This is a genomic window from Oscillibacter sp. GMB15532 (genome assembly GCF_041020825.1).
Lineage (GTDB): Bacteria > Bacillota > Clostridia > Oscillospirales > Oscillospiraceae > Oscillibacter.
On sequence record NZ_JBEVTO010000011.1, the window covers coordinates 96,755 to 111,453 of the forward strand.

Sequence of the window (14,699 nt, forward strand, 5' to 3'; positions counted from 1 at the left end):
AGCAGACCATGATTGAACTAAAAAATGTCGGCTTTCAATATGAAAACGCCGATTCAGGCTCTTTGTGCGGCGTCAACCTGCGCATCGGACGGGGAGAGTGCGTGCTGCTGTGCGGCAGGTCCGGCTGCGGGAAAACCACGCTGACCCGGCTGATGAACGGCCTGATTCCCCACTTTTACGAGGGAACGCTTTCCGGCAGTGTCCGGATTGGAAACCTTGACGTGGCAGAGTCCGAGCTGTATGACACAGCGCGTTTGGTGGGCAGTGTATTTCAAAACCCGCGCAGCCAGTTTTTCTGCGTGGATACCACTGGAGAGCTGGCCTTCGGGTGTGAAAATCTGGGCCTGCCGCCCGAGGAGATTGAACGGCGGACAGCGCGTTCCGCTCTGGAGATGGGCGCGGAAGACTTGCTAGGACGGAGCATTTTTCAATTGTCCGGAGGTGAAAAGCAAAAAATTGCCTGCGCATCCGTATCCGCCATGGGACCGGAGGTCTTTGTTCTGGACGAACCGACCTCCAATCTGGACATGCGCGCAATCGGGGATTTAAAAAACACGCTTCGGCTGTGGAAGGCGCAGGGCAAAACGATTGTGATTGCCGAACACAGGCTTCATTGGCTGACGGACCTATGTGACCGGGCGGTGTATCTAAGGGACGGGCAGGTGGAATACGACCTGCCCATGGCGGAGTTTTGCCGCTTTTCGCCGGAAAAATTGCAAAGCCTTGGCCTGCGCGCCCTGTCGCTTGCCGATATTCGCAATGAGCGGACGCGGCCCTGCCCCGAGGAGACATTTTTACTGAAGAACTTTCTCCATTGCTATCGGGGCAGGGAGCCTTTGGCGCTGGACATTGCCGAGACCGAACTGCCGAAAGGCGGCGTAATTGCGGTGGTGGGCGGCAACGGTGCGGGAAAATCCACGCTGTCACAGTGCCTGTGCGGTTTGAAGCGGGGCTTTGGCGGCGTGTGCGTCTGCGGGGGAAAAACCTATTCCCGCAGGCAGATGCTGAAAAAAAGCTACCTTGTCATGCAGGATGTGAACCATCAGCTTTTCTGCGAAAGCGTGGAGGAGGAGCTGCGTCTCGGCATGTCCGGGACGGACGAGACGGGGCTTTGGAAGATCATGGACGCACTGGCCCTGACAGCCCTGTGGGAAAGGCACCCGATGTCTTTGTCCGGCGGGCAGAAGCAAAGGGTTGCCATTGCCTCCGCGCTGCTGGCAGGGAAGGAATTTCTGGTGTTTGACGAGCCTACCAGCGGGTTGGATTTTTATCATATGGAGAAGACCGCTGCGCTTTTGAGAGCCTTGGGTGGAAAAACCACCGTGTTGATCGTTACCCACGATCCGGAGCTGATTGTCCGCTGCTGCGACTATGTGCTGCGTTTGGAACGTGGCCGGGCGGTGGAGCAGTATGCGCTGGACGAAGCGGGGCAGCAAAAGCTGCGCCGCTATTTTGACCGGGAAGAAAGGATGGAGATTTTACATGGATGAACAAAGTCAAACAAAGAGGGGGCCCTTTTCCTATCTCTTTGAGTGGGCGGCGCCCTACAAGGGGAACTACGCTGTCTCGGTGCTCACGGCGGTGCTGGAAGTGCTGTGTGCCATTGTGCCCTATTACGCCGTCAGCCGGATTGTCACGCTTCTGATTGCAAAGGAGCAGGCAATGGGAGCTTACGCCGAGTGGCTGGGAGTGGCGGCCGTGTTCTGGATTGCAAGCTATCTGCTGCACGCAGTATCCACCACTGTTTCCCACAAGGCCACGTTTACCGTCATCGCGGACGTGCGCAAGCGGATGTGCGAAAAGCTTGCGCGCATGTCCATGGGGCGGGTGATGGACCGCCCCAGCGGCGAGACGAAGAACTTGATTGTCGAGCGGGTGGACAGTATCGAGCCGACTCTGGCGCATCTGGTGCCCGAGATGACCAGCAAGCTTATGGCCCCGGTGGTTATTCTCGTCTACATCCTCATTCTGGACTGGCGGGTGGGGCTTTGGTCCCTTGTCACGCTGCCGGTGGGTCTTTTGGCCATGACGGGGATGATGGTGGGCTATCAGGGAAAATTCAGCCGGTATGTCAATTCCGGCAAGCATCTCAACGCCGTCGCCGTGGAATACATCAACGGCATTGAGGTCATCAAAACCTTCAGCCAGACCGCCAAGACCTATCAGAAATTTACCGACGCAGTTCATGATTCCGCCCACTCCGCCATCGACTGGATGCGGGATACCCAGGTCTTTTTCTCCGCCGCCATGGTGATTATCCCCTCGGTGCTGGTGAGCGTTCTGCCCGCCTGCGTACTGTATTATTTGCAGGGAACACTGGCCGTGAATGATATTGTAATGATTGTGGTGCTCAGCTTCGGCATGATGACGCCCCTCATTGGTGCCATGAGCTATTCGGACGACCTTGGGAAAATCAGCACCATTGTGGGGGAGATTAACGAGATTTTGGAAGAAGAGGAGCTGGAGCGACCGGAAAAGGCGGCGGCGCTCAGCCAGTTTGACATCTCGGGAAAGGGCGTGCGCTTTGCTTATCGAGATGTAGAGGTGCTCCACGGGGTGGACTTCACCTTCCGGGAGGGCACAGTAAACGCGCTGGTTGGCCCCTCCGGCAGCGGGAAAAGCACCATTGCCCGTCTGATTGCCTCCATGTGGGACGTCACCTATGGCAGCATTTCCATCGGCGGCACGGACATCCGAGAAATTCCCTTGAAGCAGACTAACACCATGATTGCCTATGTCTCGCAGGATAATTTCCTGTTTAACGAAACCGTGCGCGAAAATATCCGCAAGGGCCGCCCCGCAGCCACGGACGCCGAGGTGGAGGCCTGTGCCCGCGCCGCCGGCTGTCACGACTTTATTTTGCAGCTTGAAAACGGCTATGACACCGTAGCGGGCAGTGCGGGCGGACATCTCTCCGGCGGGGAACGGCAGCGGCTGGCTATTGCAAGGGCTATGCTGAAGGACGCGCCCATCGTGATTTTGGACGAGGCCACCGCCTATACCGACCCCGAAAACGAGGCGGTGATTCAAAGCGCGGTGGCAAAGCTGGTGGAGGGCAAGACCCTGATCGTGGTGGCTCACCGCCTGTCCACCATCACGGACTCCGACCAGATTATCCTGGTGAACGGAGGCAAAATTGAAGCGGCGGGCACCCATGAAACGCTGCTGGAGGACTGCGGCCTGTACCGTCGGCTGTGGGAGACTCATATCGGCGCAAAAGACGCCTTGGAGGTGCGGTAATGTTTGGCTACATCAAAAAATTTATTGATTTTGCGGGGGATCAGCGCAAAAAAATGATGGCAGCACTCGTGTTTGGCTTTTTCCAGAGTTTTTTCAATGCGTTTTCCCTGCTGGCGGCGGCCTATGCGCTGGGTGCGATTCTGGACGGCAGTGCAAGCAAAAAAACCGCGTGGGTTTCTATGGGTATTGTGTTGGCAGGGATGCTGGGTGCGTATTTCTGCAACTGCTTCTCCATCCAACTGGAGACTCGGGCGGGCTACACCACGGCGGCGGGCGCGCGCATCCGTCTTGCCGAACGGCTGCGCTACGCGCCCATGGGCTTTTTTAATCAGCGCAATCTGGGCCAGATTACAAACGTCGCCACCAATACCTGCGAAAGCCTTCAGGAGACGTTGACCCGATGTATGGTTTTGTCCGTGCAGGGATTGATGACCACGACGGCAATCACGCTCATGCTGTTCGCATTCGACTGGCGCATCGGGCTTGTGACACTGGCGGGCTTTTTGCTGTTCCTTCTTGTGAACAGCCGGATGCACAAGGCGGGCGAGGTGATGAGCGGACGCAAGCTGAAATCCGTGGAGGGTGCTGTGGAGGCTATCTTGGAGTATGTGCAGGGCATCGCGGTAATCAAGTCCTATAACCTAAGCGGCGACGCCAACAAAAAGGTATCCGACGCCATCGACGAGGAAAACACCGTTTCCTACCGGATGGAGCGGGCCTTCATCCCGCTGATGTCGGTGCAGGGGATTGTCACAAAGCTTGCGGGGCTTGCCATTGTCGGGTGCTCCATCGCGTTTTATCTGGATGGCTCCATGTCCTTGCAAAACGCGCTGATGATGTGCATCGCATCGGCCATGGTCTATAACGAGCTGGCTACCGGCGGCAATATGTCTGCCCTCATGCGTACGGCGGCGCTGGCCATTGACAACATCAACGCCACGCTGAATATGCCGGTGATGGATGAGGATGGAGCGGACATTGCCCCGGAGAATACGAATATTACAGTGGAGGGCGTGGGCTTCTCCTATGATAAGCGGAAGATCATCGACGGTGTGAGCATCGATATTCCGCAGGGCTCTACGCTTGCCATCGTGGGCGGCTCGGGCGGAGGAAAGACCACCCTGTGCAACCTCATCATCCGATTCTGGGATGTAAACGAGGGTAGAATCACGCTGGGGGGACGGGACGTGCGGGAATACACGCTGGACAGCCTGCTGCGAAACTACGGCATGGTATTCCAGAATGTATACCTGTTTAATGACACTATTGCCAACAACATCCGCTTTGGCAAGCCAAACGCCACGCTGGGGGAGGTGCGCGCCGCAGCGCGCCGCGCCTGCTGCGACGATTTTATCATGGCGCTGCCCCACGGCTATGACACGGTAATCGGAGAGGGAGGAGCCAGCATTTCCGGCGGGGAAAAGCAGCGCATTTCCGTCGCCCGCGCGATCATCAAGGACAGCCCCATCATCATTTTGGATGAGGCCACCGCCAACGTAGACCCGGAAAACGAGTGGCTGCTTCAGCAGGCGATTGCGGAGCTTACAAAGTCCAAAACCGTCATCATGATTGCCCATCGGCTGAAAACTGTCCGGAACGCGGACCAGATTGTCGTGATAGAAAACGGGCGCATCGCCCAAAAGGGGACCCACAGCGAGCTGATGGAACAGGGAGGGCGCTACGCAGACTTTATCGGCATGCGCGAGCAGTCCATCGGCTGGAAGCTGGGTCGAACGGCGGCACAGTCCGTTATGTGAATCAGCAGGTATTTGCCGCAAGCCGAAAGCCGGAGCCGGTGGGAGGCGGCCATTAAAATTCAAATATCAACGGCAGCACCGGTTTGTGCCGGGAACTCATTGCTATGGGGCCCTGTGTGTATTCAAATGCATTGACAGACCCACTGCCGGAAAATAAGACCGTCCGCTGTATGCATGCATACAGCGGACGGTCTTGCTCATATCCCGGAGCCCGCAGGGACGCCGGTGAGGAACGGCGGCGAAGCGGGGCTATTTCAGGCGCAGATCCTGAAAAAATTCATCAAAGCTTTCCACATGATAAAGCTCTTTCAGGGCAAGCAGGACACTCACTCTGATATTGTAGCGGCCCCGCTCCATTTGCGAAAGAACCTCCCGGCTGATGGATAAGCCCATCAGCTCAAGGCTTGCGGCGACCTGCTCCTGAGAGAGCCGTGCGTGTTTTCGAAGCCGCTTTAAATTGGTTCCCATGGAAATGTCCTGTTTGAGTTTCTCCGACATAAAAGCCCCCTTCCGGAAGTATTTAAAAATCCTTTAAATACTTTTGTTGATTTTATCGTATTGTATATGATAAAATTGGAATGCATGCATTCCAAAATTAAGGAAAGCACACATCTAAAAAGAAAAGAGGCGAGTTAACAAAAGACAACGCGCCGTTGCGGCGCAATGAATGAACGGAAACAACTTTAAAAAAAGAGAAGGAGGAAAAATATATGGGGAAATGGTATAAAAATTTAAAAATTGCGTCGAAGATCACGGGGGGATTTTTAATTGTGGCGCTGATTGCGGGCATCATCGGCGCGATTGGGATTTTTAGCCTGGAGGGTGTGGACGCGTCTTATAAGACCGCTTATCAGGATACCACAGCCGCGCTGGAATGCCTTGAAAAAATCAGCGCGGGAAACCAAAAGGTCCGGGGCAACCTTTACAAGATTTTGCTGGTGGAAACGCAAAAGGAAAAGCAGGAGGTCCGGACCGAGCTTTCTGAAATCGACGCGGAGATTGAGGCGGGGCTTGCGGACTACAAGGAAATGCTGGCTACCTACGACGCACTTGAGGTTGAAAAAGAGGCGGCGCTGATTGCCGAGATAGAGTCAAGACTTCAGGCGTTTCAGAAAATACGGGATGAATTTGTAAGCGGACCCGCAATGGATGTTGATAACTGGATGGAGGGCTATGCCGTTTTGACCGGGGAGATTGCTCCGTACCGCACGGCGGTTGACGAAAGTATCGCCGCAGCCATTGACTATAACAACACATATATTGTCGAGCAGGTTGAGACAATGGACCGGCAGGTGAAGGTGACCGAGGTTGTCATGGCCGTGGCCATCGCAATCGGTGTGGTGCTGGCGGTGTTGATCGGGATTTTGCTGGCCCGGAATTTGTCCCGGCGCATTCGTATGGTGGTGGAGGCCACGGAACGGCTGTCTGAGGGAAATCTTGACGTCCATATCAATGTGGATTCCAGAGATGAAATCGGCGTGCTGGCCGAATCCTCACGTAAGATGTCCGACACGCTGAAAGTAATCATCAACGACCTTTCCCGGGGACTGGAGGCGTTTGCCGGCGGCAATTTTGCATTGGATTCTCAGGCGCAGGACAGCTACGTGGGCGACTACCGTCCCATGCTGGACAACATCCGGAAGGTGAGGGACAAGCTCAGCGATACGCTCAGCAATATAGGCCTTGCGGCGGAGCAGGTGTCTACCGGTTCCGAGCAGGTTTCCGCCGGGGCACAGGCGCTGGCCAGCGGCTCCACAGAGCAGGCCGCCGCCGTAGAGGAGCTGGGCGCCACAGTGGAGCACATCTCGGATCAGGCACGGGGAAATCTGGACATGGTGGATTCTGCGGCAAAGTCCATCCGCAAGTCCGACGAAGGCGTCACTGCCGGAAACCGGCACATGGAGCAGCTCACCGAGGCCATGGCCGAGGTGGCTTCCGCGTCCAGCCAGATTGCCAGCATCACCAAGGTCATCGAGGACATCGCCTTCCAGACCAATATTCTGGCGCTGAACGCCGCCATTGAAGCAGCCCGGGCAGGTAACGCGGGCAAGGGCTTTGCGGTGGTGGCAGACGAGGTGCGCACCCTTGCGGCAAAATCCGCCGAGGCAGCCAAGCAGACGGCGGAGCTGATTGAAAACTCTGTGTCCACGGTTGCCCGGGGGACGGAACTGACGAATCAGACCGCCCAGATTCTCAAGGATATGGATGCCGCAGCACGGGAGGCCACGCAAAGCTTCGGAAGAATTGAGCGGTCCATCTCCGAGCAGACCGGAGCCATTGAGCAGATTCGGGAGGGGCTCTCCCAAATTTCCTCCGTGGTGCAGACCAACGCCGCCACGGCGGAGGAAAACTCCGCCACCAGCGAGGAGATGTCCGCGCAGGCAGTCAGCCTGCGGCAGGAGGTGCAAAAATTCAGGCTGTGGGAAGGGGAGGAGCAGGAGCCCCGCGGCAAAGACGATGGGGACGAACCCGGTGAAGCACAGCGGGGCAGAGCGAAAGAAAATTCTGACGCACGTGTGGAATTGTCCGCGGGAAAATATTAACGGAAAAATGCGGCTGACACGCGGACGGCGTATCCGTATGACAGGAGGCGAATCCGCAGAATTTGCCTCCCTCCGCTTTTCCGGCGTCCATGAGAGACGAGGGAGGGTGAAAAGTCCGGTCCCGCTGATTCGCACTTCCCGCCCCGGAGGTGAATATGATGCTGATACAGGGATATTACCTCATCATGGAACAGGAAGTGTTAGCATGGCAATCAAGATCTTTATTGACCAGGGGCACAATCCGACGGGCTATCACAATACCGGCGCGTCCTGGTACGGGCTTGACGAGCAGGACGTTACGTATCAGGTGGGCGTGTATCTGGCGGAGATGCTCAACAGCGACCCCCGCTTTGAAGCGCGCCTGTCCCGGCCAACGCCCGAAACGGTGCTTGGCACCAACAACTCCACAAGTCTTGCAGAGCGGGTGCGCATGGCCAACGAGTGGCCCGCCAATTATTTTATCAGCATCCACGTCAACGCAAACCCCAACCCCGCAATTAACGGCACCGAGGTCTACATCTATCAGCTTTACACCCAGTCCAACTGGCTGGGAGAGGCTGTGTTGGACGGGATCGTGGACGCCGTCGGCACAAAACGCAACGGCGTGATCGCAAGGCCGTCCCTGTACGTTCTGCGCAGGACCAATATGCCCTCCATTTTGGTGGAGATGGCGTATGTGTCCAATCCCTCCGATATGGAGAAGCTGCGGGATAACCAATATCAGTTTGCGCAGGGCATTTACAACGGCATCATGCGGTATTTCGGCTTTGCCTCCTAAAGAAAGAAACTCCCCCTGCCATATGCCGGCAGGGGGAGTTTTATATGCTTAAAGAGCGGCCAAATCCTGCAAAAACCGATCCACAGCTTCCCGGGGCGTGGCCCAGCTGGTCACAAGACGGATGCCGGTGAGGCCGTCCCCGACGGGACCGTTGTACTCAAACTCATAGCCCCGCTCCAGACCCTTTACCACCGCGTCGGGGAATATGGGGAAAATCTGATTGCTGGGGGAGTCGGAGGCAAAGCCATAGCCCAGCGCCGCAATCCCCTGGCGCAGAAGCTGCGCCATCTCGTTGGCGTGGCGGGCCAGATCAAAATACAGTCCCCCTTCCAGCAGGGCGGAGAACTGAAGACCCAGCAGACGGCCTTTTGCCAGCATGGCGCCCCGCTGCTTCATATAGGCCCGGAAGTCCGATGCCTTGCAGCCGCCGGAGAGAACCACGGCCTCGCCAAACAGTGCGCCGTTTTTGGTGCCGCCGATGGTAAACACATCGGTAAGCGCCGCCAGGTCGGAAAGCGTAAGGTCGCTGCCCTCTGCCGTCAGGGCAGAGCCAAGGCGCGCGCCGTCCAAAAACAGGTACAGCCCCCGCTCAAGGCAAAATTCCCGCAGGGCGGAAAGCTCCGCTTTTGTGTAGACGGTGCCAACCTCTGTGGTGTCGGAGATGTAAACCAGTTTGGGATGGACCATGTGCTCCGAGCCATCGTGTCCGTCCAGCACCTGCCGCACAAGCGCCGGGGTCAACTTCCCGTCGGGAGAGGGGACAGTGCAGACCTTATGCCCGGTGATCTCCACCGCGCCCGTCTCGTGGGTGGAGACATGGCCGGTGTCCGCCGCAATCACCGCCTCAAACGAGCGGAGCAGTGTGTGAATCACCAGCATGTTTGCCTGCGTGCCGCCCACGAGAAAATGCACGTCGGCCTCCGGTGCGCCACACAGAGTGCGAATTGTTTCTGCCGCCGCAGCGCAGCGGGGGTCCAGACCATAGCCGCGGGTCTGTTCTTCGTTTGTTTCGGTCAGGGCGTTCAGCACTGCGGGGTGTGCGCCTTCGCTGTAATCGTTGCGGAAGCTGTACATAAAGTTCCTCTTTCCTATGATTAAAAAATCGGTGCGCAGGCGGTTGGTGGGGGTTCTGTTTTTCGTGATTGAGGGCAGATGCATCCTTTGCAGCAATATCCATTGAAATCGCCTGCCGTTTCTGCTATCATACCTCTGGAAAGCAAAAAAATCAAGAACGAACGCCATTCCGCCATCGGGGCTGTGGCTGAGAAAATCCAGCATTATGACGGGAACATTTTTTCCGTTTGATCCGTTTACAAAGTGAGACTTCCGGCTGCGGCCGGAAAATGAAAGGAACGTTATATTGCCATGAAAAAGCTGTTATTTCCTGTTCTGGCGGCGCTTGTGCTGATGATGGGGCTGACCGCCTGCGGCGAAACCGGGGACAAGCATCCGGACCTGACCTCTTATTACAACTCCATGGCGGAAACGCTGGGCTGGGACAACGAAAGCATGGCGGAGACGCCCGACGACGTGCTGGACATCTACTATCCGGGGCTTAAAGACATTGAGACAAAGCAGTTTGTTGCCCGCTCGGTGATGATCAGCGCAGCGGCGGAGGAGCTGGTTTTGATGGAGTGCAATTCCCCCGAGGACGCGCAGGCCGCCAAGGCCATCCTCCAGCAGCGGGTGGACGATCAGGTGGACGGCGGGGCATGGTATCCCAGCACCATTGAGACATGGGAAAACGCGCAGGTGTCCGTCAATGGAAGTTATGCCGCCCTGATTGTATCCGGGGAGCATCAGGAGGAGCTGACCGAAGCTTATAATGCGCTGTTCGCGTCCTGAGCGGCGGCGCTGTACGGTCGCGGTTTCAAGCCGCGGCCATTTCTCTGCATATAGAAAGGAGGCGCCGCATTGGTATTCAGCAGTCCTGTGTTTTTGTTCTTTTATCTGCCCATCTCGCTGGCGCTGTACTTTGCCGTCCCATTGAAGTGGCGGAATCTGGTGCTGTTGGCGGTGAGTCTGCTGTTTTACGGCTGGGGAGAGGGGATTTACGTCCTCATTATGCTTTTGTCCACCGCCATCGACTATACCCACGGGATCCTGGTGGAAAAATACAGGCACGAGGATAAAAAGGCCCGGTGGTTTGTGGCGCAGTCCGTCATTTTCAATCTGCTGATTCTGGGCTTTTTTAAGTACTATAATTTTTTTGCGGCGAATCTCTCGCTGATTCCGGGCCTTGCCCTGCCAGACCTGAATGTGCATCTGCCCATTGGCGTCTCTTTTTACACGTTCCAGACCATGAGCTATACCATTGACGTGTACCGCAAAGACGCGCCGGTGCAGAGGAATGTTGTGGCCTTCGGGACCTTTGTCACCATGTTTCCCCAGCTCATCGCGGGACCCATCGTGAAATACAAGCAGGTGGCGCTGGATCTGAATTCCCGCCGCTCTACGGCGGAGGGCTTTGCCCGGGGTACACTTCGGTTCACCGTGGGCCTTGCAAAAAAGGTGCTGCTGGCAAACGCCGTGGGCGTGCTGTGGGAGACGCAGTTGGCGGCCCAGTCCGCCGGCACGCTGACGGCTGCGGGAGGCTGGCTGGGGCTGGCGGCGTTCTCTCTCCAGATTTATTTCGATTTTTCCGGCTATTCCGACATGGCCATTGGCCTTGGGTATATCTTCGGCTTTCATTTTCCCGAAAACTTTGACCATCCGTATCTTGCCAAATCCGTCACGGAGTTCTGGCGGCGGTGGCACATGTCTTTGACCGGGTGGTTCCGGGAGTATGTCTACATCCCCCTGGGCGGCAACCGGGGCGGGACATGGAAGACCTTGCGGAATATCCTGATTGTCTGGACGCTGACGGGTATCTGGCACGGGGCAAGCTGGAATTTCCTCCTCTGGGGCGAATACTTCGCCGCGTGGCTGATTCTGGAGAAATACGTGCTGGGGGGCGCACTCAGCCGCGCGCCCGTGACGGTGCAGAGGATGTATACCCTGATCATCGCCGCCGTGGGCTGGGGCCTGTTTGCCATTGAGGATTTGGACCGGTGCGCCGCGTATCTGAAAATTTGCTTTGGCGGCGGGATGCTGTGGAGCGCGGGGGACGGGTATTTTTTGAGGAGCTACGGCTTAACCCTCGTGATTCTGGCCCTTGCATCCACCACGCTGGGCCTGCGCCTGTGGGCGCGGCTGCCGGAGCGGGCCAGACAAATTGCCGCGCCCTTGCTGATGCTGGTGGGACTGACGGTGTGTACGGCGTACCTCGTGGACAACAGCTACAATCCATTTTTGTATTTCCGCTTTTAGGAGGTGAGGACGTGACAAAAAGGTACGGCATGTTCCTCTCCGTCCTTTTCTGCACATTTTTATGCGGCCTGGGCGCGCTGCATCTGGCGCTGCCGGATCGGCTGTGGTCCGAGACGGAAAACCGGACGCTGGCAAAGCGCCCGGACCTCACCGCAGCCAGCGTTGCGGACGGAACGTTTATGACGGATGCGGAGGACTATATTGCCGACCAGTTTCCGGGGCGGGATGGCTGGACAGGGCTGAAAGCCCGGGCGGAGCAGCTTCTGGGTAAGTCGGAATTCCGGGGCGTGTACCTGTGCGGGGAGACCCTGATTGACTGGGGCGACGAGCCGGGAGAGCAGGCAGAAAAAAATCTGGGCTATGTCTCCGCATTGGCGGAGACGGCGGAGGTTCCGGTGTATCTGGGGCTGATTCCCACCGCGTCGGAAATCTGGGCGGACAGACTTCCCGCCGGTGCGCCGGTTCCAAACCAGAGCGCGTTTATCCAAAGGGCGCTGGAAGAAACGGGGCTTTTAGGAGTGGAGTATCTCTCTGCGCTTCAAGACCGGGCGGCGGAGAAGCTTTTCTACCGCACGGACCACCACTGGACCAGCCTGGGGGCTTATTATGGCTATGTCGCCTTGTGTGAGGCTTTGGGTGAAGCGGCTGTAAGTCTTGATTCCTTTACACTGGAAACGGTCAGTGAAGACTTTAACGGAACCCTGTATTCCACATCCGGCGTTCACTGGCTGATGCCGGACACTATGGAGTATTACGTGCCGGGAGAGAGTGTGACGGTGAGTGTTCCGCAGGAGGGCGGAGAAGAGCGCCTGCCGCTGTATGACCGCTCGTATCTTATGAAGAAGGACAAATATTCCTCGTTTTTGGGAGGCAACCGGCCGGTGTGCGTCGTCAGAAATCCAGACGCTGCCACGGACCGCAAAATTCTGCTGATTCGGGACTCCTATGCCGACGCCATGGCGCCGTTCCTGTCTCAGACCTTTGCGGAGGTACACCTGCTGGACCTGCGGTATTACCGCCTTTCCCCGGCGGAGTATGCCCGGGAAAACGGGGTGGACGGCATTGTGGTGAGTTACAGCGTTCAGAATTTTGTGACGGACAAAAATCTTGTATTTTTGAGCCGATAAAAGTGGGAGCGGTGCGGTGATACCGCGCCGCTCCCATATCATGTCCCGTAATATCCACTTTCGCTGTTTTAGGGAAAGTTGGGGCAACAGACGAAGAAAAAGAAGGAGCTTGAGATTGCTGCTCAAGCCCCTTCCATTGTTCCCTTATTTCTCACTTTTTTCATCCTGCCCGTCGGAGAGGAGCAGGTCCACAATCTGGCCGTACAGCCGCTCCGGGCTTTGGCGAAATCGCTTTTCAACCGCCTTAGCCATGTCCTCCCGCACCATCATCAACTCCATATCCATTATGCTGCCCATATCGTCGGATAGAGACAGGTTCACCGTCCATGTCCCGTTGGGCCGCTGGACGGAGGTGGCCTGCACCTGACTTTTACGCCGTAGGCGGCGGTTGTAGTCCGCCAGATTCCTGTCGCACCGCAGGCGGACGGAATAGGGCAAATTAGACTCGCAAATTTCGCTGTTCCGCTGGCCCTTTTCGGTAATGGCGTATAGACCGGCGTCCGAAAGTGTCAAGTGTTCTGTCTTTACAAGGTCTGCAAGACAGTCTGAAAAATCAAAATAGTCAATCGCATCGTCGCACAACGTCAGCTCCAGCACCGCGTCAAAGGGCACCGGCTCAATAACCCGGGCGGCGATGTACAAAATGAGAAATTTAATCTCCAGATGATCGTGAATAAAGCCGTGTCCGGCCATGGGGCCACCTCCCTGCGCCGCTGGGGCGCTATTTCTTACGAACCATTATAGCCGTTTTCGACCCGTTTGTACAGAGCAAACCTACAAAATGACTTGACGGAGCGGCTCCGGGGTGGGATGATATAGAAAAAGCTGACGAAAGGCGGCACATCCGTTGAAACGATTTTTTTCGCTCCTGTGCGCGGCTCTGACCGTGATCAGCCTTTCCGCCTGCGGTGGAAAAGAACCTCCTGCTCCGGCAGAGTCGTCCGCAGCCGTTTCTGTCCAAGCGCCGGAAGTACTGGAAGAGCCGGCGCCCTATGTACCCTCCGGGACCAACCCCCTGACAGGGCTTCCCATGGAGCCGGAGTATGAAACGCTGCGGCCCGTGGCGGTGATGCTGAACAATCTCAAGGAGGCCCAGCCACAGTTAGGATCTTCGCTGGCCGACGTTATTTACGAGGTCACCGCCGAGGGAGGGATTACCCGGATGCTGGCCCTTTACCAGACGCTGGAGGGGGCACAGGTGGGGGAGCTTGGCAGCGTCCGCTCCAGCCGACCCTATTACATTGAGCTGGCGTTGGGCCACGACGCGCTGTACGTCCACGCCGGGGGTAGCCCCGAGGCGTATTCCGACCTGTCTGCATGGAAGGTGGACAACATGGACGGGGTGAACGGCGGGTCCGACGCGGAGATTTTCTGGCGGGACAAGGAACGGAAAAAGACCATGGGCTATGAGCACAGCATGATTACCTCGGGAGAGAACATCCTTGAGTATCTTGCGCAGGGCCGCTTTTCCACGGAGCACAAATCCGGATATACCTACGGTCAGAAGTTTGTGGACGACGCAACGCCCCTCAACGGCGAACCGGCGGAGCATGTCCGGGTAAAGTTCTCGGTCTACAAAACCGGGACCTTTGAGTATGACGCACAAAGCCGCAAATACCTTGCGGCGCAGTATGATGCGGCGTATGTGGACGGGGGTACGGGAGATCAAGTGGCGGTGACAAACCTGCTGGTGCTGGAGACAAATATCTCCGTGATTTCCGGGGATTCCTACGGGCGGATGAAAGTGAGGACTACCGGAGAGGGTGACGGCGCGTATTTCTGCGGAGGGAAAACCATTCCCATCCGCTGGAGCAGGGCAAACCGGAACAGCCCTTTTGTCTATACCACGCAGGGCGGAACGCCGTTGAATCTGGAGCGGGGGAACAGCTATGTGTGCATCATCAGTCCGAAAACCGGGGCTGTGGAAGCTTCGTAACCGCAGAAC

Annotated in this window: 12 protein-coding genes; 9 read left to right on the forward strand and 3 right to left on the reverse strand. The window is 56.9% G+C overall.

All coding sequences use genetic code 11. The features are described 5' to 3' along the window. The first annotated feature begins 8 nt into the window (after positions 1-8). Genes ABVS15_RS13290 through ABVS15_RS13300 form a run of 3 tightly spaced genes read left to right on the forward strand, consistent with a single transcriptional unit; the run spans position 9 to position 4,997 of the window. Positions 9-1,490 carry an ABC transporter ATP-binding protein gene (locus ABVS15_RS13290; RefSeq protein ID WP_369284165.1) on the forward strand — a complete coding sequence of 494 codons (1,482 nt, stop codon included), beginning with the start codon at positions 9-11 and terminating at the stop codon, positions 1,488-1,490. Then, positions 1,483-3,240, forward strand: a complete 1,758-nt coding sequence (locus ABVS15_RS13295; RefSeq protein ID WP_369284166.1) for an ABC transporter ATP-binding protein — start codon at positions 1,483-1,485, stop codon at positions 3,238-3,240. Before ABVS15_RS13290 ends, ABVS15_RS13295 begins: the two co-directional genes overlap by 8 nt. Further along, a complete protein-coding gene (locus tag ABVS15_RS13300; protein ID WP_369284167.1) occupies positions 3,240-4,997 on the forward strand; it encodes an ABC transporter ATP-binding protein in 1,758 nt (585 codons plus the stop codon). Before ABVS15_RS13295 ends, ABVS15_RS13300 begins: the two co-directional genes overlap by 1 nt. A gap of 249 nt (positions 4,998-5,246) precedes the next feature. Here the strand turns inward: ABVS15_RS13300 and ABVS15_RS13305 are convergent, their stop codons facing one another. After that, on the reverse strand, positions 5,247-5,495 hold the full coding sequence (locus tag ABVS15_RS13305; RefSeq protein WP_312614982.1) for a helix-turn-helix transcriptional regulator: 249 nt from the start codon (positions 5,493-5,495) through the stop codon (positions 5,247-5,249). 212 nt (positions 5,496-5,707) lie between these two features. Here ABVS15_RS13305 and ABVS15_RS13310 point away from each other — a divergent pair, with 212 nt between their 5' ends. After that, positions 5,708-7,540, forward strand: a complete 1,833-nt coding sequence (locus ABVS15_RS13310) for a methyl-accepting chemotaxis protein (RefSeq protein WP_369284168.1) — start codon at positions 5,708-5,710, stop codon at positions 7,538-7,540. Between the two features lie 205 nt (positions 7,541-7,745). Next, positions 7,746-8,318, forward strand: a complete 573-nt coding sequence (locus ABVS15_RS13315; protein ID WP_369284169.1) for an N-acetylmuramoyl-L-alanine amidase — start codon at positions 7,746-7,748, stop codon at positions 8,316-8,318. Between the two features lie 48 nt (positions 8,319-8,366). On the opposite strand, the gene ABVS15_RS13320 is transcribed toward ABVS15_RS13315, so the two are convergent. Continuing rightward, positions 8,367-9,392 carry a low specificity L-threonine aldolase gene (locus ABVS15_RS13320; protein WP_369284170.1) on the reverse strand — a complete coding sequence of 342 codons (1,026 nt, stop codon included), beginning with the start codon at positions 9,390-9,392 and terminating at the stop codon, positions 8,367-8,369. Between the two features lie 291 nt (positions 9,393-9,683). On the opposite strand from ABVS15_RS13320, the gene ABVS15_RS13325 reads away from it, so the two are divergent. The 3 genes from ABVS15_RS13325 (at position 9,684) to ABVS15_RS13335 (ending at position 12,754) form a co-directional block, all read left to right on the forward strand. Further along, positions 9,684-10,163 carry a DUF4358 domain-containing protein gene (locus ABVS15_RS13325; RefSeq protein WP_369284171.1) on the forward strand — a complete coding sequence of 160 codons (480 nt, stop codon included), beginning with the start codon at positions 9,684-9,686 and terminating at the stop codon, positions 10,161-10,163. Between the two features lie 69 nt (positions 10,164-10,232). Then, on the forward strand, positions 10,233-11,627 hold the full coding sequence (locus ABVS15_RS13330; protein ID WP_369284172.1) for an MBOAT family protein: 1,395 nt from the start codon (positions 10,233-10,235) through the stop codon (positions 11,625-11,627). An 11-nt stretch (positions 11,628-11,638) separates the two neighbouring features. Further along, positions 11,639-12,754 (forward strand): DHHW family protein, encoded by a 1,116-nt coding sequence (locus ABVS15_RS13335; RefSeq protein WP_369284173.1) that lies wholly within the window; start codon positions 11,639-11,641, stop codon positions 12,752-12,754. Positions 12,755-12,898: 144 nt separating this feature from the next. Here ABVS15_RS13335 and ABVS15_RS13340 read toward each other — a convergent pair whose 3' ends face one another. Continuing rightward, positions 12,899-13,447, reverse strand: coding sequence for a DUF4364 family protein (locus tag ABVS15_RS13340; protein ID WP_369284174.1), 549 nt, complete (start codon positions 13,445-13,447; stop codon positions 12,899-12,901). 154 nt (positions 13,448-13,601) lie between these two features. On the opposite strand from ABVS15_RS13340, the gene ABVS15_RS13345 reads away from it, so the two are divergent. Continuing rightward, positions 13,602-14,690: a DUF3048 domain-containing protein gene (locus ABVS15_RS13345; protein WP_369284175.1), complete on the forward strand. Its 1,089-nt coding sequence runs from the start codon at positions 13,602-13,604 to the stop codon at positions 14,688-14,690. Positions 14,691-14,699 lie beyond the last annotated feature (9 nt).

Coding starts and splice junctions, on each gene's coding strand:
- ABVS15_RS13310 (WP_369284168.1), top strand. CDS start 5,708: ATGGGGAAATGGTATAAAAATTTAAAAATTGCGTCGAAGATCACGGGG.
- ABVS15_RS13300 (WP_369284167.1), top strand. CDS start 3,240: ATGTTTGGCTACATCAAAAAATTTATTGATTTTGCGGGGGATCAGCGC.
- ABVS15_RS13320 (WP_369284170.1), bottom strand. CDS start 9,392: ATGTACAGCTTCCGCAACGATTACAGCGAAGGCGCACACCCCGCAGTG.
- ABVS15_RS13315 (WP_369284169.1), top strand. CDS start 7,746: ATGGCAATCAAGATCTTTATTGACCAGGGGCACAATCCGACGGGCTAT.
- ABVS15_RS13325 (WP_369284171.1), top strand. CDS start 9,684: ATGAAAAAGCTGTTATTTCCTGTTCTGGCGGCGCTTGTGCTGATGATG.
- ABVS15_RS13340 (WP_369284174.1), bottom strand. CDS start 13,447: ATGGCCGGACACGGCTTTATTCACGATCATCTGGAGATTAAATTTCTC.
- ABVS15_RS13305 (WP_312614982.1), bottom strand. CDS start 5,495: ATGTCGGAGAAACTCAAACAGGACATTTCCATGGGAACCAATTTAAAG.
- ABVS15_RS13295 (WP_369284166.1), top strand. CDS start 1,483: ATGGATGAACAAAGTCAAACAAAGAGGGGGCCCTTTTCCTATCTCTTT.
- ABVS15_RS13290 (WP_369284165.1), top strand. CDS start 9: ATGATTGAACTAAAAAATGTCGGCTTTCAATATGAAAACGCCGATTCA.